The 17,816-nt window shown below is 71.0% G+C and carries 15 protein-coding genes; 7 read left to right on the top strand and 8 right to left on the bottom strand.

Annotation, left to right across the window (positions count from 1 at the left end; all coding sequences use genetic code 11):
* Positions 1 to 121 precede the first annotated feature (121 nt).
* Positions 122 to 922, top strand: coding sequence for an SAM-dependent methyltransferase (locus ABIE67_RS35110; RefSeq protein WP_370265467.1), 801 nt, complete (start codon positions 122 to 124; stop codon positions 920 to 922).
* Between the two features lie 70 nt (positions 923 to 992).
* On the opposite strand, the gene ABIE67_RS35105 is transcribed toward ABIE67_RS35110, so the two are convergent.
* The gene (locus ABIE67_RS35105; protein ID WP_370265465.1) at positions 993 to 1,916 is read right to left on the bottom strand and encodes an LLM class F420-dependent oxidoreductase; all 924 of its coding nucleotides are present in this window, start codon (positions 1,914 to 1,916) and stop codon (positions 993 to 995) included.
* A 245-nt stretch (positions 1,917 to 2,161) separates the two neighbouring features.
* Here ABIE67_RS35105 and ABIE67_RS35100 point away from each other — a divergent pair, with 245 nt between their 5' ends.
* Positions 2,162 to 2,323 (top strand): hypothetical protein, encoded by a 162-nt coding sequence (locus ABIE67_RS35100; RefSeq protein ID WP_370265464.1) that lies wholly within the window; start codon positions 2,162 to 2,164, stop codon positions 2,321 to 2,323.
* 613 nt (positions 2,324 to 2,936) lie between these two features.
* Here ABIE67_RS35100 and ABIE67_RS35095 read toward each other — a convergent pair.
* The 4 genes from ABIE67_RS35095 to sepF form a co-directional block, all read right to left on the bottom strand.
* Entirely contained in the window at positions 2,937 to 3,401 is a 465-nt protein-coding gene (locus ABIE67_RS35095; RefSeq protein ID WP_370265462.1) for a DUF6099 family protein, read from the bottom strand.
* A gap of 233 nt (positions 3,402 to 3,634) precedes the next feature.
* Positions 3,635 to 3,961, bottom strand: a complete 327-nt coding sequence (locus ABIE67_RS35090) for a nucleotide pyrophosphohydrolase (protein WP_370265460.1) — start codon at positions 3,959 to 3,961, stop codon at positions 3,635 to 3,637.
* Complete coding sequence (locus ABIE67_RS35085; protein WP_370265458.1) at positions 3,958 to 5,244, bottom strand: ATP-binding protein; 1,287 nt, start codon at positions 5,242 to 5,244, stop codon at positions 3,958 to 3,960. The genes ABIE67_RS35090 and ABIE67_RS35085 overlap by 4 nt, the downstream gene beginning before the upstream one ends.
* 128 nt (positions 5,245 to 5,372) lie before the next feature.
* The gene (sepF, locus tag ABIE67_RS35080; protein WP_369173030.1) at positions 5,373 to 5,762 is read right to left on the bottom strand and encodes a cell division protein SepF; all 390 of its coding nucleotides are present in this window, start codon (positions 5,760 to 5,762) and stop codon (positions 5,373 to 5,375) included.
* A 328-nt stretch (positions 5,763 to 6,090) separates the two neighbouring features.
* On the opposite strand from sepF, the gene ABIE67_RS35075 reads away from it, so the two are divergent.
* Positions 6,091 to 10,149: a molybdopterin-dependent oxidoreductase gene (locus tag ABIE67_RS35075; RefSeq protein WP_370265456.1), complete on the top strand. Its 4,059-nt coding sequence runs from the start codon at positions 6,091 to 6,093 to the stop codon at positions 10,147 to 10,149.
* Between the two features lie 44 nt (positions 10,150 to 10,193).
* On the top strand, positions 10,194 to 10,388 hold the full coding sequence (locus ABIE67_RS35070; protein ID WP_370265455.1) for a hypothetical protein: 195 nt from the start codon (positions 10,194 to 10,196) through the stop codon (positions 10,386 to 10,388).
* On the opposite strand, the gene ABIE67_RS35065 is transcribed toward ABIE67_RS35070, so the two are convergent.
* A complete protein-coding gene (locus tag ABIE67_RS35065; RefSeq protein WP_370265454.1) occupies positions 10,366 to 10,884 on the bottom strand; it encodes a YceI family protein in 519 nt (172 codons plus the stop codon). The two genes, ABIE67_RS35070 and ABIE67_RS35065, sit on opposite strands and share 23 nt — an antisense overlap.
* A 116-nt stretch (positions 10,885 to 11,000) precedes the next feature.
* Between ABIE67_RS35065 and ABIE67_RS35060 the strand changes: the two genes are divergently transcribed.
* Both ABIE67_RS35060 and ABIE67_RS35055 read left to right on the top strand, forming a co-directional pair.
* The gene (locus tag ABIE67_RS35060) at positions 11,001 to 11,483 is read left to right on the top strand and encodes a MarR family winged helix-turn-helix transcriptional regulator (RefSeq protein WP_370265453.1); all 483 of its coding nucleotides are present in this window, start codon (positions 11,001 to 11,003) and stop codon (positions 11,481 to 11,483) included.
* Between the two features lie 83 nt (positions 11,484 to 11,566).
* Positions 11,567 to 14,737, top strand: a complete 3,171-nt coding sequence (locus tag ABIE67_RS35055) for an FAD-binding and (Fe-S)-binding domain-containing protein (RefSeq protein WP_370265450.1) — start codon at positions 11,567 to 11,569, stop codon at positions 14,735 to 14,737.
* A 123-nt stretch (positions 14,738 to 14,860) separates the two neighbouring features.
* Here ABIE67_RS35055 and ABIE67_RS35050 read toward each other — a convergent pair whose 3' ends face one another.
* Positions 14,861 to 15,631, bottom strand: a complete 771-nt coding sequence (locus tag ABIE67_RS35050; RefSeq protein WP_370265449.1) for a carbonic anhydrase — start codon at positions 15,629 to 15,631, stop codon at positions 14,861 to 14,863.
* A 215-nt stretch (positions 15,632 to 15,846) separates the two neighbouring features.
* Between ABIE67_RS35050 and ABIE67_RS35045 the strand changes: the two genes are divergently transcribed.
* Positions 15,847 to 16,305, top strand: a complete 459-nt coding sequence (locus tag ABIE67_RS35045; protein ID WP_370265448.1) for a DUF6174 domain-containing protein — start codon at positions 15,847 to 15,849, stop codon at positions 16,303 to 16,305.
* A 25-nt stretch (positions 16,306 to 16,330) separates the two neighbouring features.
* Here ABIE67_RS35045 and ABIE67_RS35040 read toward each other — a convergent pair whose 3' ends face one another.
* Complete coding sequence (locus tag ABIE67_RS35040) at positions 16,331 to 17,629, bottom strand: phosphatase PAP2 family protein (protein WP_370269247.1); 1,299 nt, start codon at positions 17,627 to 17,629, stop codon at positions 16,331 to 16,333.
* Positions 17,630 to 17,816: the final 187 nt, after the last annotated feature.

The following is a 17,816-nucleotide window of genomic DNA, read 5'->3' as shown; positions in this document are numbered from 1 at the left end:
ACCCGAGAATTTTCGCTAGCCTCCGAACGTCCGGGCGTTCGAACGACGTACGACTGAGCGCCGGCGCATGAGTATGCGTATGAGGATGCGTATGCGTACGCCCAGAAGCGGAGGCCCTCACGTGACAGACGCCGGATTACGCGCGCCCCAACTCGACACCAGCAAGCCGCACTCGGCCCGCATGTACGACTACTTCCTCGGCGGGAAGGACAACTACCCGGTCGACGCGGAGGCGGCCGAGCAAGTGGTCTCCCTCTTCCCCGCCGTGCGGGAGATGGCGCGGACCAACCGCTGGTTCATGCACCGCGCCTCCCGACTGCTGGCCGAACGCGGGGTCCGCCAGTTCCTCGACATCGGAACCGGAATCCCCACCGAGCCGAACCTCCACCAGATCGTGCAGGGGATCATCCCCGGGGCCCGTGTGGTGTACGCGGACAACGACCCGATCGTCCTCCGGCACGCCGAGGCCCTGCTGCACAGCACACACGAGGGAAAGACCGCCTACGTCCACGGCGACGTACGGGAACCGGGAAAGATCCTCGCGGCGGCGCGCCAGACCCTCGACTTCACCCAGCCGATCGCCCTGTCCCTCGTGGCGCTTCTGCAGCTGGTGCCGGACGACGACCAACCGGCCCGGATCGTGAGCGAGTTGATCGAGCCACTCGCGCCCGGAAGTTACGTGACGCTGTCGCACGCCACGGGGGACTTCGATCCGGAGACCTGGGAGCGCGTCGTCGAGGTGTACCGCAGAGGCGGCACCCCGGCCCAGGTGCGATCGCGCGAGACGTTCGCGGCCTTCTTCACGGGCCTCGACCTTCTCGACCCCGGGGTGGCACTGGCCGCGGCCTGGCACCCCGAGCTCGGCGACCAACCGGGCGGCGAGGACATACCGCTGTACGTGGGGGTCGCCCGCAAGCCCTGAAAGCGGCGCCCGGCGGATCGCGCCACACGACCCGATCCGCCGGAGTACACACCCATCACCCCTGTCAGCCCTACGACAGCTGCGACTGAACCTGCGAGGAGATCAACTCCAGGTGGTCCAGGTCAGCCAGATCGAGGACCTGGAGATAGACCCGCTGCGCCCCGACCTCCTGGTACCGGCCGATCTTCTCCACGACCTCGTCCGGGGAGCCGGCCAGCCCGTTGAGCTTCAGCTCGTCGACCTCACGCCCGATGGCGGCGGCGCGCCGGGCGACCTCCTGATCGTCCTTGCCCACGCACACGACGAGGGCGTTCGAGTAGACGAGGTCGTCACCCTTGCGGCCGGCCTCCTCGGCGGCAGCCCGCACCCGCCCGAACTGTCGCTCACTGTCCTCGACCGAGGCGAACGGCATGTTGAACTCGTCGGCGTACTTGCCTGCCAGCCGCGGGGTACGGGTGGCGCCGTGGCCGCCGATGAGCACCGGGATCTTGTCCTGGGCGGGCTTGGGCAGGGCAGGCGACTCGCTCAGCGTGTAGTGCTCGCCCTTGAAGTCGAAGGTCGCCCCGACCTCGGTCGCCCACAGCCCCGTGACGATGGCGAGCTGCTCCTCCAGCCGCCCGAACTTCTCCTTCGGGAACGGGATGCCGTACGCCTTGTGCTCCTCCTCGAACCAGCCCGCGCCCAGGCCGAGTTCGACGCGCCCGCCGGACATCTGGTCGACCTGGGCGACCTGGATGGCGAGCACACCGGGCAGCCGGAACGTGCCGGCGGTCATCAGGGTGCCGAGTCGAATCCGCTTGGTCTCCCGTGCGAGACCGGCAAGTGTGATCCAGGCGTCGGTGGGCCCGGGAAGTCCGTCCCCACCGCCCATCTTCACATAGTGGTCGGACCGGAAGAAGGCATCGAAGCCGAGGTCCTCCGCGGCCTTCGCCACGGTGAGAAGGGTGTCGTAGGTGGCCCCCTGCTGGGGCTCGGTGAAGATGCGAAGATCCATGACTCCATCCTGCACGCCTCGACGGCCGTCAACCCCACGGGTCCCCCTGTCCCCTCCGTCCCCGGTCGAGTGAATTCCGTCAACGCCCATGCCGCCCCCTGCCCGGGCCAGTGACCGCCCCCGACGGTGATCGTTGGCTCGAACGGAGCCGGACCGCCCGGCGCCCGCCCCCGCCTTTTCGACCGCCGGGGCGTCATCGTGTCGGCCCACTGGCATTGGGGGGCCGGAGCCCCGAGGAGGCCGTCATGTCCGAGGAATTCGCGCCACAGCACACCACTGGCGCCGGGCAGCCCAAAGGACTGCTGCAGCAGATGGAGGAGCTGATGGCGGCCCTGAACGCGGACCTGTCGGCCCTCGACGCGGACCTGCAGTCGACCGGCGCCCAACGCCAGGACGAGGCCGGCTGACGTCGCGCCCAGCGGGGGCGCCTTCTCTCGCCCCCGCCGCCCCTACCCGTCCCATCCCCAGGGGCCCCGCCCCTTCCACCCCGCCAAGGGGCTCCGCCCCCTGGACCTCCATCGGCCTGCGGCCTCGTCCTCAAACGCCGGACGGGCTGGAGATGCCCGGACCGGCACCGAAAACGGCCGCCGACGCCGCGAGGCGAGGCCCGCAGGTGGGTGAGGGCTAGGGGCGGAGTCCCCTCGGCTCACGGGAACTGGGGACGAAGTCCCCTCAGCTGGGGGCCGATGGCCCCACGAGCCCGCAGTCGCCCACGGCGGCAAGGGGACGCGTCGGGGGGTGTCCGCCCGCAGAGTCCGGTGTCAAGAAACGGCCCCTCCCGCGCAAGGCCCACCACCGGACCGAGGACGGACACCCCCCGACGCGGCCCCGACCCCCCACCCACCCGCACGCGCCACGCGAACCCCCACCGGACACCAGCGGGCCGCCGCAGGCACCTCAGGGGCGCGGGGCTGTGTCGAATGTGCGGCTACCGCCGCGTGGGCGCGACCAGCCCCCACCCACCGCAACAGGCCGCCGCAGGCACCCCCCACCCAACCGCCGGAGGCACCCGCGGGCGAGCTACCCCGCCTCCGGCACCACCTCATCCCGATCCGCAAGTCTCCGCAGCATCTCCAGCACCCGATCCCGAGACTCGTCCGCCGCGTCGATCGCTTCCATGCACTGCCAGTACGTAGCCTCGTCATCCGCCCCGCTGGCCATCCCGACGAGAGCGATCCCGATCTCCCCCAGCAGGCTCCCCAGATGCATCAGCGCCTGCCGCGCGTCACCCAACTCCGTGAGCTGGGCCGCACGTAAGCCCCCCTCCGCCAGATCCGGCGTATCCAGGACCCCGCACCCACGCCCGGCCAACTCCGTCAACCCGAGCGCCTCGCCCCGCAGTTCAGGTGGGCCGAAGACCGCAAGCCGGCTGCCGATCGCCTGAGCGAGGGCCTGCGCCTGCCATACCTCGGTCATCATCTCCGTTACGCCCTTGCTCCCCGCCAGCGCCCGCCTGCTCGTCACGATCAGCCGCACCGCGTCCATCCGCAGTCCCCGTCTGTCCCGACGCGCTGCCCACGCGTCCGCCCGAACTCCCTTGTCCACTACCCAGAGTGAAGGCCCCTGAGACGAAAAGCCAGAGGAAGACGGAAATCTGCGGACAACTTTTCGGCTACGGCCCGCTGAACGGATACACAGAGTGAAAATGGACGGCACCCCTCCCCTCCCACGCCCGAGCCCCCCCCACCCCCGCCAGAGCTCCCCGCCACCGCACCCCACTACGGCGCCGGAAACCTCCGCTCGTTCCGATCGATCTTCGCGTCCAACGCCGCCAACGGATCGATCCCGAGCACCTCGCACAGCTGCAACAGATACGCCAGCACGTCAGCGACCTCATCGGTCACCCGCCCCGCGCTCTCGGCGTCGTCCATCACCCGCGCCGACTCCTCCGGCGTCATCCACTGGAAGATCTCCACCAGTTCGGACGCCTCGACACTGAGCGCCGCGACGAGGTTCTTCGGTGTGTGATACGGCTGCCAGTCGCGCGCGGCAGCGAACTCGGCCAGCCTGCGCTGCAGCTTGGCCACATCAAGAGGTTCGGTCACGGCTCCAGGTGTACCACCGTCAGGCGACCCCCCTCCGCGACCCCCGCCGCCTCGGCTGTCCCGGCCACCCCGGCCGCCCCGGCCGCCCCCGCCGCCTCCATCGCCCCCGTAACCCCCGCCACGTCACTCAAGGCCCCCACCACCCGAATATGCCCTCGCTCACACATCCGCGCCGCCAGCCCCACCAACTCCCCCCGCTGCCCCGGATCCAGCCCCCGGTCAAACCCATCCACCAGCACACTCAACGTCTGCATGGCCGCGGGCACCTCCCCCGCCGGATCGACCTCCAGCACCCCGGGCCCCGTCAACAGCACCAACGACAGCGCGAGATACCGCAGCTCCCCCTCCCCCAGCCGCCCGAGCTCCGTGCGAACCCCGTCCCCCCGGTCGAGCACCCCCCGCACCGTCCCGTCCCCCACCACCTCGGCGACCACATCCGCCACCTCCCCCGCACACCCCGCCCGCACCGCCGCCACGAGCTGCGCATGCCGCCGCCCGCACTCGGCACGGGTGCGCCACAGCACCTCGGCAAGGTTGTCGCAGCTCCCGAGCAACCGCCCGGACCCGATCGGCACGGGCCCCCGCATCCGCTCGGGCCGAGGATCACAGGCGAAGACCGACCGCAACGCCACGACCATCTGCTCCGCGGCGGCGAGCACCCGCCGCTGCCCGTCCGTCTTCCCGGCCACCCGCAGCGGCAACAGCGCCGTTCCGAGCCGGTCGTCGGGCAGCGGCGCCCGCGTCACCGGCGACTGGCCGGCCGTATGCCAGGCGGCCTGCACGTAGGGCCGGCCCGGATCACGCAGGGCCGTCTCCAGCAGGACGAGCCCGCCCGCGCTCAGCCGCTCCCCCACGATCCGCAGGTCGGGTTCGGCCTGCACGGCGACATCGAGCCGCACGGGCCCCTCGGGACCGTCGGCGATGCACCCGATACGGAAGCCGCGTCGCCGCTGCGCATCGGGCCGGGCCCGTTCCGGAACGCACGCGACCGGGTCGGGGAACACCTCCCCGACCACGGCGCCCCCACCGAGCCGGGCCAGCGCCTCGTACGCCCGTAACGCGGTCGTCTTCCCGCACCCGCTCGGCCCGGCGAAGAACGTGAGCGCCCCGACCGGCAGCGCGACCCGCCGATGCCCGGCGAACGCGGACAGCCGCAGCTCGGTGACCTGAGGCCGCCCGGGACACGCCTCGCCGCCCGCCGGGCGCACCGGAGGGGACGCACCCACACGGCGCCCCTGTGACGGCACGGACACGACACCGGAGACAGACGACGACACGGCCATGTCCGGACCGTAGGCCCACGACGCTCAGGCGAACCGTTCCCCCGCGGCGCCCTTCCTACGATCGAGGGACCACCCACACCAGGCGTCCTCCCAGGCACCGCCCCAGCACTGCCGAGTACCCGGCACGATCAGGTACCCGGCACCCCCGCGCCCTCCATCAACCCGCTCACCTCGGTCCCGGGCGGCGTCAGCAGAAACACGTTCCGGTCCACCCGATGCATCCCGCTCGCCAGCCCGAAGACGACACCCGTGCTGAAGTCCAGCACGCGCTTGGCGACCTCGGTCTCCGCCCCTGTCAGATCCAGCAGCACCGGAATCCCGGCCATCAGTGTCTCGGCGACATCGCGGGCGTCCGCGAAGACGTTGACCCGCAGGACGACGAACCGGCGGCGCGGCTCCGTCACCGCCTCCGGGGACACTCGGTGGTCCACCGCGGACGGCCAGGCGTCACGGCCGCGCAACGGCACGACCTGGGCGAGCCCCTCCCACTGTTCATCGGTGACGTCGTGGCTGTTCACCGGCTCCCCCCGACCTGACTCGCCTTCAATGCCTGCACCAGCCAATTCTTACGCCAAGTCACCCGTTCGGCCCAACAGCGACACGGTCCGCGACCGCACGGAACCGTCCCGCACGGACCGATCCACCCCCGGCTCACCCCCGTCGCGCCCTCGTCTCACCCCGTCCCGCCCCCCTCGCAACGCCTCGCAACGCCTCACATCGCCTCACATCGCCCTCTCGGCGACTGTGTGGCCGACGTAACTCCTCATGATCAAGGGATGTGACATCGACGTAACGGGCAATTCGTACGCTTCACTCACCACCCCGACCGCCGGAGAAGGGCAGCGCGTGATCTCGACCACCTCCCCGACTCAGGTCCGGACGGTCTGCACGTACTGCGGGGTCGGCTGCGGAATCCTGCTGGACGTCGGGATGGGGCCCGACGGGCGGCGTACGGTCCTGAAGGCGTCCGGTGACAAGGCGCACCCGGCGAACGCCGGCCGGCTGTGCACCAAGGGCGCGACCACGGCCGACATGCTCGCCGCGCCCGGGCGGCTGACCACCGCGCTGGTCAGGGACGACCGGGGCGAGGAGCCGGCGCCCTCCTCGGTCGCCGACGCCATCGCGGCGACCGCCCGCAGGCTCCGCACGATCATCGACGAGCACGGGCCGGACGCGGTCGCCTTCTATGTGTCCGGGCAGATGAGCCTGGAGGCCCAGTACCTGGCGAACAAGCTGGCCAAGGGGTTCGTCCGCACCAACCAGATCGAGTCGAACTCGCGGCTGTGCATGGCCAGCGCCGGGGCGGGATACAAGCTGTCGCTCGGTGCCGACGGGCCGCCCGGGTCGTACGAGGACTTCGACAAGGCGGATGTCTTCCTCGTCACCGGCTCGAACATGGCGGACTGCCACCCCATTCTCTTCCTGCGGATGATGGAGCGGGTCAAGGCGGGCGCGAAACTCGTCGTGGTCGATCCGCGACGCACCGCCACCGCCGCCAAGGCCGACGTGTTCCTCCAGCTCAAGCCGGGCACCGACCTCGCCCTCCTCAACGGACTTCTGCACCTGCTCGTCGAGAACGGCCACACCGACCCCGACTTCATCGCGGCCCACACCGACGGCTGGGAGGAGATGCCCGCCTTCCTCGCCGACTACGCGCCGGCCGCCGTCGCGGAGATCACGGGGATCGACGAGAACGACCTGCGCACCGCCGCCCGGCTGATCGGCGAGGCGGGTGAGTGGATGAGCTGCTGGACGATGGGGCTCAACCAGTCCACGCACGGCACCTGGAACACGAACGCCCTGGTCAACCTGCATCTGGCCACCGGCGCCATCTGCCGCCCGGGCTCCGGTCCCTTCTCGCTCACCGGGCAGCCCAACGCCATGGGCGGGCGCGAGATGGGGTACATGGGGCCCGGGCTGCCGGGGCAGCGGTCCGTTCTGGTCGACGCCGAGCGGGACTTCGTCGAGGAGCTGTGGGAGCTGCCGCCGGGCACGCTGCGCGCCGACGGGGTGGGCAAGGGCACCGTCGAGATGTTCCAGAAGATGGCCGACGGTGAGATCAAGGCCTGCTGGATCATCTGCACCAACCCCGTCGCCTCGGTCGCCAACCGCCGTACGGTCATCGAAGGGCTGGAGGCCGCCGAGTTCGTCGTCACGCAGGACGTCTTCGGTGACACCGAGACCAACGCGTACGCCGATGTCGTGCTGCCCGGCGCCATGTGGACCGAGGGTGAGGGCGTCTTCGTCAACAGCGAGCGCAATCTGACGCTGACCCGTCCGGTGGCCGACCCGCCCGGGGAGGCGATGGCCGACTGGCGGATCATCGCGGCCGTCGCGTGCGCGATGGGGTACGAGAAGGGGTTCTCGTACGAGAGTGCCGAGGACGTCTTCGAGGAGATACGGCGGGCATGGAACCCGGTGACCGGCTGGGATCTGCGCGGGGTGACGTACGACAGGCTGCGCAGCACGCCCGTGCAGTGGCCGGCGGCCGATGTGGAGGGGCCCCACCGCAATCCGATCCGGTACGTCGACGCGGACGGCGGGCTGCGCTTCCCCACCGCGAGCGGACGGGCCGCCTTCCACGCGCGGCCGCACATGCCGGCCGCCGAGATGCCCGACGACGACTACCCCTTCGTACTGAACACCGGGCGGGTGCAGCACCAGTGGCACACGCTGACCAAGACCGGGCGGGTCGCCAAGCTCAACAAGCTGAACCCGGGGCCGTTCGTGGAGGTGCATCCGCAGGACGCGCGTGAGCTGGGGATCACCGACGGGGACCGGGTGGAGGTCGCCTCGCGGCGGGGGCGGGCCGTGCTGCCGGCGGTCGTGACCGATCGGGTGCGGCCCGGGGGCTGTTTCGCGCCGTTCCACTGGAACGACCTGTTCGGGGAGTATCTGAGCGTCAACGCGGTGACGAGCGACGCGGTGGACCCGATCTCCTTCCAGCCGGAGTTCAAGGTGTGCGCCGTGTCGCTGGCGAAGGTCAGCGAACCGGCGCCGCCCCCGGTTCCCGCCGAGCCGGAACCCGCCGCGGTGATCGTCCCGACCTCCGTCACCCCGGGCGCCAACCCCTTCGGGCTCGACCCCGCCCCGCCGCCCGTCCTGACCGCCCAGGAACGCCTCTATCTGACCGGCTTCCTCGCCGGCATCGAGACCGGCGCGCCCGGCATCCCTGTCCTGCCGCCGGACGCGCCCTTCAGCCCCGAGCACGCGATGTGGGTCAACGGCGTCCTCGCCGGCATGTACTCACGGTCGGCGGCCGAGCCCGCCATCGCGCCCACGCCCGGCCGTGAGGTCGTCGTGCTGTGGGCCTCGCAGACCGGCAACGCCGAGGAGTTCGCCACCGCCACCGCCCAGCGGCTGGGCGCGGCCGGGCACCGGGCCACCCTGGTGGGCATGGACGAGACCGACGTCGGCGCGCTGGCCCGCACGGCCGACCTGCTCTTCATCACCAGCACGTTCGGCGACGGTGACGCGCCCGACAACGGGTCGGGCTTCTGGGACACGCTGGCCGAGGAGGGCGCTCCACGGCTGGACGGTGTGCGGTACGCGGTGCTCGCCTTCGGCGACTCGTCGTACGACGACTTCTGCGGGCACGGGCGTCGGCTCGACGCCCGGCTGGACGAACTGGGCGGGGTGCGCCTGGCCCCCCGTACGGACTGCGAACCGGACTACGAGCCGTCCGCCGACGCGTGGCTCGACCAGGTCGTCACGGCACTGGGCGGCACGGCGGCCCCCGCTGCCGCACCCGCTTCCGTACCGGCCGCCGAGAAGCCGAAGGCCGGTCCCAGGCCCGCCCCCGCCACCGCCCGCCTCGTCGGCAACCGGCTGCTCAGCCGCACCGGTGCGGGCAAGGAGGTCCGGCGCTTCACCTTCGACACGAGCGGGACCTCGCTGACGTACGAGGCGGGCGACGCGCTCGGCGTGCGGCCGGTCAACTCGCCCGCCCTGGTGGAGGAGTGGCTGGCGGTCACCGGCGTCGACGGTTCGGCGGCCCTGGAGCTGGACGGCGTCGGCGCCACCTCCTTCGCCGAGGCCCTGCGCCGGCACCTGGACATCACGAGGATCACCCCTGACCTGCTCCGCTTCGTCGCCGAGCGGGTCCGTGACGACCGGGAGCTGCGTCGGCTGCTGCGGCCCGACAACAAGGACGGTCTGGCACAGTGGAGTTGGGGGCGGCAGGCGGTGGACGTCATCGCCGAGCACCCGGTGCGGGCGGGCGCCGAGGAGTGGGCCGGGGTGCTCAGGAAGCTCCAGCCGCGCCTGTACTCCATATCGTCCAGCCCGCTCGTCGACCCGCACAGCGTCTCGCTGACGGTCTCCGTCGTGCGCTACGAGAACCTGCACGGCCGGCCGCGCGGCGGTGTCTGCTCCCCCTTCCTGGCCGACGCCGAGCCGGACACCGAGGTGCCGGTCTTCGTCCAGCGCTCCCCGCACTTCCGGCCGCCCGCGGACGCCGCGACGCCGATGGTGATGGTCGGCCCGGGTACCGGGGTCGCGCCCTTCGTCGGCTTCCTCCAGGAGCGGCGCGCGCTCGGGCACCGGGCGCCCAACTGGCTGTTCTTCGGGGAGCAGCACCGGGCCAGCGACTTCTACTACGAGGAGGAGCTGACCGAGCTCCTCGACGAGGGCACGCTCGCCCGCCTGGACACCGCGTTCTCCCGTGACCAGCGCAGCAAGGTGTACGTCCAGGACCGGATGCGCGAACACGGCCCGGAGCTGTGGCGCTGGCTGCAGGACGGCGCCCACTTCTACGTCTGCGGTGACGCCTCGCGCATGGCCAAGGACGTGGACCAGGCGCTCCGCGACATCGCGGTCGCGCACGGCGGGCTGGAGGAGGCCGAGGCGGCGGCGTATGTGAAGCAGCTGGCGGCGGCGAAGCGGTACGTGCGGGACGTGTACTGACGACGCCCTGCGTATCCGGCGCGAGGCCTACGCAAGGGGCCTGCATGAACCAGTACTGGACGGTCGTACGCGGCCCGGCCACGCTGTCCGCCCGCGCGACGGCCCGCTATGAACTCCGGCCGCCCACAGGGAGGTTCGTCCTGCCCCCTCGGCCGGGTGTACGGATCCGGCTGCGGGCCTTCACGGCCGTACCGCAGACGCTGTCGAGCACCGACGTCAGGCTGTGGCGGTCCGGGTGAAGCGGAGGGTGCCGGCGACCGTGGTGAGGCCACGGATCATGCCGAGCTGGTTCCAGCCCATGCCGAACTGCTCGCGGTCGACGGTGAACTCGGCGTCCAGGGTGAGCGCCTCGGCGTCCACGCCGACGAGGCGGGCGGTGAAGGTCTTGGGGCGGCTGACACCGCGGACGGTGAGCTGACCGACGACGTGTACGGCGTCGCCGTCGCGCAGCTCGGCGCTGCGGACCGAGAAGGTGATCTCGGGGTGGTTGGCGGTGTCGAAGAAGTCGGCGGAGCGCAGGTGCTCGTCGCGCTTGGCGCTGCGGGTGTCCAGGGAGGCGACGTCCAGGGTGATCGTGCCGACGGCGGAGCCGTCGGGCCGCACCTCGCCGTTGCCGGTGACGGCGTCGAAGGTGCCCTTCACGGTCATCAGGCCCCAGAACGTCCTGTGCCGGACGGCGACGGTGGAGGCGCTGGGGTCGAGCTGCCAGGTTCCGGTTTCGACGGCAACGGTCATGATCTTTCACTCCTGGGCATCGGGGCGGTATCCGGGCGATCGGCTTCGTAGTCCAAATTTGGATGACCCCACGCTAGCCGATACTCCAATTTTGAACAACAGCTACACTCGAAATCATGGCCAACTTCTCCGACTGCCCCTCTGCCTCCGGTGACGGACTCCTGCCCGTCGAGCTGCACGCCTGGATGCTGATGCTGGCCGCGACGGGGGCCGTCGAGCAGGAGCTGCGCGGCGTCGTCAAGGAACGGCTGGACATCTCGCACGACGAGTTCCTGGTCCTGTGCCTGCTCGCGGGGGACCCCGGGGAGGCCCTGCGCATGACGCGGATCGCCGAGCTCCTGGGCCGCCCCAAGACCCGGCTCACCTACCAGATCGCCTGCCTCCAGCACGCCGAGCTGGTCACCCGCAAGTCGGTCTGCGGGGACAAGCGGGGCGTCGAGGTCGCCCTCACCGAGAAGGCCCGGAGCCTGCTCAAGGAGGCCTCCGGGGTTCTCGCCGAGACGGTCAAGGAGGCGCTGGCGCGGTTCATGGGGCCCACCCAGCGCGAGGCGATGTGCGCGCTGATGCCCGACTTCGCGGCCGAGGCGACGCCGGAGTAGCCGCCGGTTCGGGGCGCCGGGCGGTTGCCGGTGCGGTGGCGGGTACCCGGGCGGGGCTCGCCACCGACACCGAGGAGGGGTTCATGGGGACCTCGGACCTGCCCGCCCCCGTCGTACGTCGCGGGGCGGCTCCCCCGCCGGATGCGGCCGCCCTGGAGGCCGCGCTGCGCCGGCGCGTCGACGGGGAGGTCCGGTTCGACGCGGGGAGCCGGGCCGCGTACTCCACCGACGCCTCGAACTACCGCCAGACGCCGATCGGCGTGGTCGTACCGCACACCCCCGAGGCGGCCGCGGAGGCGGTGGCCGTGGCCCGGGAGCACGACACGCCCGTGCTGTCGCGGGGCGGCGGGACTTCTCTGGCCGGGCAGTGCGCCAACACGGCCGTGGTCATCGACTGGTCGAAGTACTGCACGGGCCTGGAGTCGGTCGACGTCGAGGCCCGTACGTGCGTCGTCCAGCCGGGGATCGTCCTCGACGAGCTCAACCGCCGACTCGCCCCGACCGGGCTGCGCTTCGGCCCCGAACCGGCCACCCACGCCAACTGCACCATCGGCGGCATGATCGGCAACAACTCCTGCGGCGCCACCGCCCAGGCGCACGGCAAGGTCGTCGACAACATCGCCCGCCTGGAGGTGCTCCTCTACGACGGCACCCGCTTCTGGTGCGGGGAGACGAGCGACGAGGAGTACGCCGAGATCGAGCGGCAGGGCGATCTGCGAGCCACCGTCTACCGGCGGTTGCGCGCCCTGCGCGACACCCACGCCGACGACATCCGCCGCCGCTTCCCGCGGATCCCCCGCCGGGTCTCCGGCTACAACCTGGACTCGCTCCTCACCGAGCACGGCTTCGACGTCGCCGGGCTGCTGGTCGGCAGCGAGTCGACGCTGGTCACCGTCCTGCGGGCGGAACTGGAGCTGGTGCCGGTGGTGAAGGAACGCACGCTGGTGGTGCTGGGCTTCCCGGACATCGCGCTCGCCGCGGACGCCGTACCGGAGATCCTGCCGTACGAGCCCATCGCGCTGGAGGGCGTCGACCGCCATCTGATCCACGACGAACGGCTCAAGCACCTCAACCAGCCGGCCCTCGCCGAGATGCCGGACGGAAACGCCTTCCTGATGGTGCAGTTCGGCGGCGAGACCGTCGAGGAGGCCGACGAGCACGCGCACCGGATGCTGGACGCACTGCACGAGTCCGAGCACGACGCGGAGGTCGCCTTCCTGGACGACCCCGGCCACGAGGACCGGCTCTGGCAGGTCCGCGAGGCCGGTCTCGGCGCCACCGCGCACATCCCCGACCACCCGGACACCTGGGAGGGCTGGGAGGACTCGGCGGTGCCGCCGGAGCGGCTCGGCGAGTATCTGCGGCGGCTGCACGGCCTGTTCGAGGAGTTCGGCTACGAGAGCGACACCGGGCCCAGCCTCTACGGCCACTTCGGCCAGGGCTGCGTGCACACACGGATCCCCTTCGGCCTGTACAGCGCCCAGGGGGTGGCCGACTACCGCCGGTTCATGGAGCGGGCGGCCGATCTCGTGGTCGAGTTCGGCGGGTCCTTCTCCGGTGAGCACGGGGACGGACAGAGCCGGGGCGAGCTGCTGCCGCGGATGTTCGGTCCGGAGCTGGTGAAGGCGTTCGGACGGCTCAAGGGCATCTTCGACCCGGCCGACCGGATGAACCCCGGGAAGGTCGTGGCGCCGTACCGGCTCGACGAGAACCTGCGCCTCGGCGGTGACTGGGCCCCGTACGCCCCCCGCGACCTGCACTTCGGCTTCCCGCACGACGGAGGGTCCTTCGCCGACGCCGCCAACCGGTGTGTGGGCGTGGGCAAATGCCGTCGCCTCGACACCGAGGGCGGCACGGTGATGTGCCCGTCCTACCAGGTCACGCTGGAGGAGGAGCACTCCACGCGGGGCCGGGCCAGGCTGCTGTTCGAGATGCTCGACGGGCACGGCGACAGCGCGATCCGCGACGGCTGGCGTTCGCAGGCGGTCAAGGACGCCCTCGATCTGTGCCTGTCCTGCAAGGGCTGCAAGAGCGACTGCCCGGCCGATGTCGACATGGCGACGTACAAGGCGGAGTTCCTTTCCCACCACTACGCGGGACGGCCGTGGCGCAGGCCGCGGTCCGATCTGTCGATGGGGTGGCTGCCGGTCGCCGCCCAGGCTGTGGGCCGCGGCGGGCTCGGTCCGGTGGTCAACGCCCTCACCCACACGCCACCGCTGTCCCGGGCGGCGGTCGCGATGGCGGGCGTCGAGAACCGGGAAGTGCCGCTGTTCGCACGGCAGTCGTTGCAACGGTGGTTCGCCGGCCGTGAGGCGACCGGCTCCTCAGTCGGCTCCTCCGGTGCCGGGGAGCGCGGGAGCGTGTTGCTGTGGCCGGACACGTTCACCAACTTCTTCCATCCGCACATCGGGCAGGCGGCGGTCGAGCTGCTGGAGCACGCGGGCCGGCGGGTGACCATGCCCACCGAACCGCTGTGCTGCGGCCTCACATGGATCTCCACCGGTCAACTGGGCGTCGCCGAACGCGTCCTGACCCGTACCGTCCGCCACTTGGCCGATCATCTGCGGAACGGCGGTCTGGTGGTCGGCCTGGAGCCGAGCTGTACGGCCGTATTCCGGTCGGACGCGGCCGAGCTGTTTCCCGGCGACCGGGATGTGCGGCGGCTGGCGGAACAGACGGTGACACTGTCGGAGTTGCTCACCGAGCACAGCCCGGGCTACGAGCCCCCGCGGGTACCCGACCGCACGGCCCGCGCGCTGGCCCAGGTGCACTGCCACCAGCACGCCGTACTGGGCTGGGAGGCCGACGAGAAGCTGCTGCGCGACGCCGGGGTCGATGTCGAGCGACTGGATGCCGGCTGCTGCGGCCTGGCCGGCAACTTCGGCTTCGAGCAGGGCCACCTGGAGGTCAGCCGCGCCTGCGCGGAGCGTGCCCTGCTGCCGCGACTGCGGGCGGAGGACGCCGGCACGGTCGTCCTCGCGGACGGCTTCAGCTGCCGTACCCAGATCCACGAGTTCGACAGCGGCGGCCACGAGGGCGTCCACCTGGCCGAACTGCTGGCATCGGCACTGCCCTCGTCCGACGTGGCGGGCAGTGCGTACGGGGTGGCTCCGGGCGCCCGGCCGACACGTCCGGGGCGCGGGGCACGGGCTCTCGCGCCGGCTTGGGCGGGGGTGGTCGTGGGCGGGGCGCTCGCGGGGGTGGCGACGCGGATGGCTCGGCGGATTCGGGGGGTGCGGGGGATGCGGAGCTGAACGGGAGGGCAGCGGTCAACGGGGGGCGCCGGTGGACGGGAGCAGGCTTCGCCACTCGGGCGCTTGGGCGCCTGGGCGCCTCACTCCCCCGTCCTCCGCCTCGGCATGTGTGACGCTGCCGCGTCAGGCGGAAGGCGCCCCGGACAGGAACTCCACCTGGCCCGTGTCCAGCGAGTAGTAGGCACTGACCACGGCCAGGTTGCCCTTCTTCACGAGCGGGGCGAGATCGGCGTTGGTCCGCAGGTCGGCGGAGGTCTGCCTGATGTGGACGCGGGTCATGGCGTCGACCGGGTCCGCGTGCTTCTGCCGGGAGATCTCCTCGTACGCCGGGCGGAGGGCTTCGGCGATCGACTGGAGGTTGCCGGGCAGCGGCTTGTTGTCCTTGAGCGCCGTGTACGCCGCCTTGACCGCGCCGCAGCGCTGGTGCCCGAGGACGACGATCAGCGGGGTCGCCGCGGTCATGGGCCCGTACTCGACGGAACCGGTGACCACCGGGGAGACCACCTGTCCGCCGGTGCGCATCACGAAGAGGTCGCCGATCCCGGTGTCGAAGAGGAGCTCCGGCGGCACGCGGGAGTCGATGCAGGAGAGTATGACGCCGTACGGCTTCTGCTCCTCGGCGACGAACTGCCGCCGCCCGGGGTCACGGTCGGGGTGCTGCAGCGTCCCGTCCACCCAGCGCTTGTTGCCCTCCACCAGCCGCGCGAAGGCAGCCGACGGTGAGTCCGGCCGTGCGCCCGCCGCGGCGGAGGGAGTCGCCGCCGCTTCCACGACCGCGGGCTTCGGCGCGGACTTGGTGTCCGACTTCGACGAACAGCCGGTGATCACCGCCGCGGAGGCCAGCAGCCCTCCCGTGAGAAACGCTCTGCGCTGCGGCCGCGTGACCTTACCCATGGCACTCTTCCCTTCTGCAGTTCCCCCTGGTGGGGCGAGTGATGCCACTGTTGCGAAGGGGCGGTTAAGGCCCGTACAGGGCTGATGCAGCGCACGAGAAGCAGGCGTCCAAATCACGGAGAGTTCGCGCGAACGCCCCCCGGCCGAACTCCCGGCCGAACGTTCCCCGGGGGAACGGCGTCACAGCGGTAGCCGTATTCGAAGGGACTGCCTCCATGACCGCCAGGACTGCCAAGACCGCCCGTGCCGTATTCAAGACCGCCCTGATCGGAGGGCTGCTCTGCGCGGTCGCCGCCTGCGGCACGGAGACGCCGGCCTCCCACCAGGCCCCATGGCAGGAGCCCGACGCGTACACCTACACGCTCCGGTCGAGCGAGGGCGAGCGGGCCCTCATCGGCTCCTTCCGGATAACGGTCCGCGACGGCGCCGTGGCCAAGGCCGTGGGCCTCGACGACAGCGGCCGGCGCGTGGTCGCGGACCTCCCCGACGCGGTGCCCACCCTCGGAGAACTCCTCCGTGAACTGGAGCAGGCGCGGCGGGACGACGCGGACACGGCCGAGGCGGAGTACGCGGCCGACGGGCATCCGGTGCGGATCTCCCTGGACTGGGAGAAGAACGCGGTCGACGACGAGGCCCGTTATGTCATCGCCGACTTCGAGCGGGCTGCCGGGTGAGTCGCTCCAGCCCGGCGCACACCATTCACACCAGTTCGGGTTGCGGATCCGCTTGCCGTATCGGCGGGACCTTCGGCTCCCACAGTCTGGTGGTCCGTACGAAACCGAGGATCACCGAAGCCATCGCCAGAAGGAGAAGCGGCCCGAACACCAAAGGATGTTCCGCCATTTCGATCGGCAGAAAGCGATACGACACCAGGAGCGCGACGAAGACCGTCGTTCCGTAGGCGACCAGCTGGATTCCCGAGCGATCCCAGCCACGCGCCTGCGAGCGCAGAGCCGCCTCGATCGTGAGCGCGAACACCACGCCGGCCACCAGATCCACGCCGTAGTGATAGCCGAATCCCAGCGTGGCGCCGAGGGTGGCGACCAGCCAGAAGGTGCCCGCGTAGCGCAGGATCCTGGGCCCCCTGCGGGAGTGGACGAAGATCGTGAGAGCCCACGCCGTGTGCAGGCTGGGCATGCAGTTGCGTGGGGTGATCTCGTCGTACGGCATCGGGTGCGGGGCACTGACCGGCGGCAGGGTATCCGGCCACAGGTTGGCCAGCGCCCAGTGCTCGCCGCCGGTGCCGAATGCGCCGGTGCCATAGGCGAAGACCGGTCCGACCACCGGGAAGATCATGTAGATGCCCGGCCCGAGGAGGCCGATCACCAGAAAGGTGCGCACCAGATGGTGGGCCGGGAAGCGGCGCTCGACCGCCACGTTCCGCAGTTGGTACAGCGCGACGATGACCGCGGCCACCGCGAGCTGGACGTAGACGAAGTCGAGAACATGAGGGCCGACCGGTTCGGTGGCCCTGACCATCCGGCCCACCAGCCACGACGGGTTGCCCAGCGCGTGATCGGCGGTCGCCAGGTACGGGTCGAGCACGGTCGGGCGGGTCTTCGAGGTGATCAGCAGCCAGGTGTCACCGGTCTTGCGGCCGGCCACCAGCAGCAGCGCCAGCCCGACGCCCTTCAGCAGCAGGACACGTTCCGGGCCGGTGCGGCGCGTGACCGCGATGACCGCACAGCCCAGAATCACCCACAGCGCGCCATTGCCGAAGGGATGCCCCTCGGTCACCTTGATGCCGGCCGCCCACCGCACCAGCGCGATGGTGAGGTCGATTCCGAACGCGGCACCGACCGCGACAAGCCGTTGCCGCCAGGTGAGCACCACCATCATCAACGCCATACTGGCGTACAGGAGGAACCCCGATTTAGGGGGGAATATCACCTCTTGCAGCTGACAGGTCACGGGCCCCGGCAGGTCGTATCGGCGCGCCGCCATCTCCAGCACCGCGAGAAATCCGAGGGTCACGAGACCCGCCGCGACCCAAAGGATCACCCGCGGTTGAAGCCACGTGGCGAAGCTGCTTCTGCGTCTCGTTCGCGCTATTCGCGCTATTCGTGTTATTCGCGAAAATGTCCGCGTTGATATATTTATCAATTATTTGGTCGATTTACTGTGTATTGACGGGTAACGGAATGCGATCATTAGTTCGATCATGTTATCGGAGCGGTCAAGGGGG

The organism is Streptomyces sp. V4I8 (genome assembly GCF_041261225.1).
Classification (GTDB): Bacteria; Actinomycetota; Actinomycetes; order Streptomycetales; family Streptomycetaceae; genus Streptomyces.
Note: the sequence above shows the minus strand (reverse complement) of the source record. Positions and strands in the feature narration are given on the sequence as shown.

Coding starts and splice junctions, on each gene's coding strand:
- ABIE67_RS35105 (WP_370265465.1), bottom strand. CDS start 1,916: ATGGATCTTCGCATCTTCACCGAGCCCCAGCAGGGGGCCACCTACGAC.
- ABIE67_RS35100 (WP_370265464.1), top strand. CDS start 2,162: ATGTCCGAGGAATTCGCGCCACAGCACACCACTGGCGCCGGGCAGCCC.
- ABIE67_RS35095 (WP_370265462.1), bottom strand. CDS start 3,401: ATGGACGCGGTGCGGCTGATCGTGACGAGCAGGCGGGCGCTGGCGGGG.
- ABIE67_RS35085 (WP_370265458.1), bottom strand. CDS start 5,244: ATGGCCGTGTCGTCGTCTGTCTCCGGTGTCGTGTCCGTGCCGTCACAG.
- ABIE67_RS35070 (WP_370265455.1), top strand. CDS start 10,194: ATGAACCAGTACTGGACGGTCGTACGCGGCCCGGCCACGCTGTCCGCC.
- ABIE67_RS35065 (WP_370265454.1), bottom strand. CDS start 10,884: ATGACCGTTGCCGTCGAAACCGGAACCTGGCAGCTCGACCCCAGCGCC.
- ABIE67_RS35060 (WP_370265453.1), top strand. CDS start 11,001: ATGGCCAACTTCTCCGACTGCCCCTCTGCCTCCGGTGACGGACTCCTG.
- ABIE67_RS35055 (WP_370265450.1), top strand. CDS start 11,567: ATGGGGACCTCGGACCTGCCCGCCCCCGTCGTACGTCGCGGGGCGGCT.
- ABIE67_RS35050 (WP_370265449.1), bottom strand. CDS start 15,631: ATGGGTAAGGTCACGCGGCCGCAGCGCAGAGCGTTTCTCACGGGAGGG.
- ABIE67_RS35045 (WP_370265448.1), top strand. CDS start 15,847: ATGACCGCCAGGACTGCCAAGACCGCCCGTGCCGTATTCAAGACCGCC.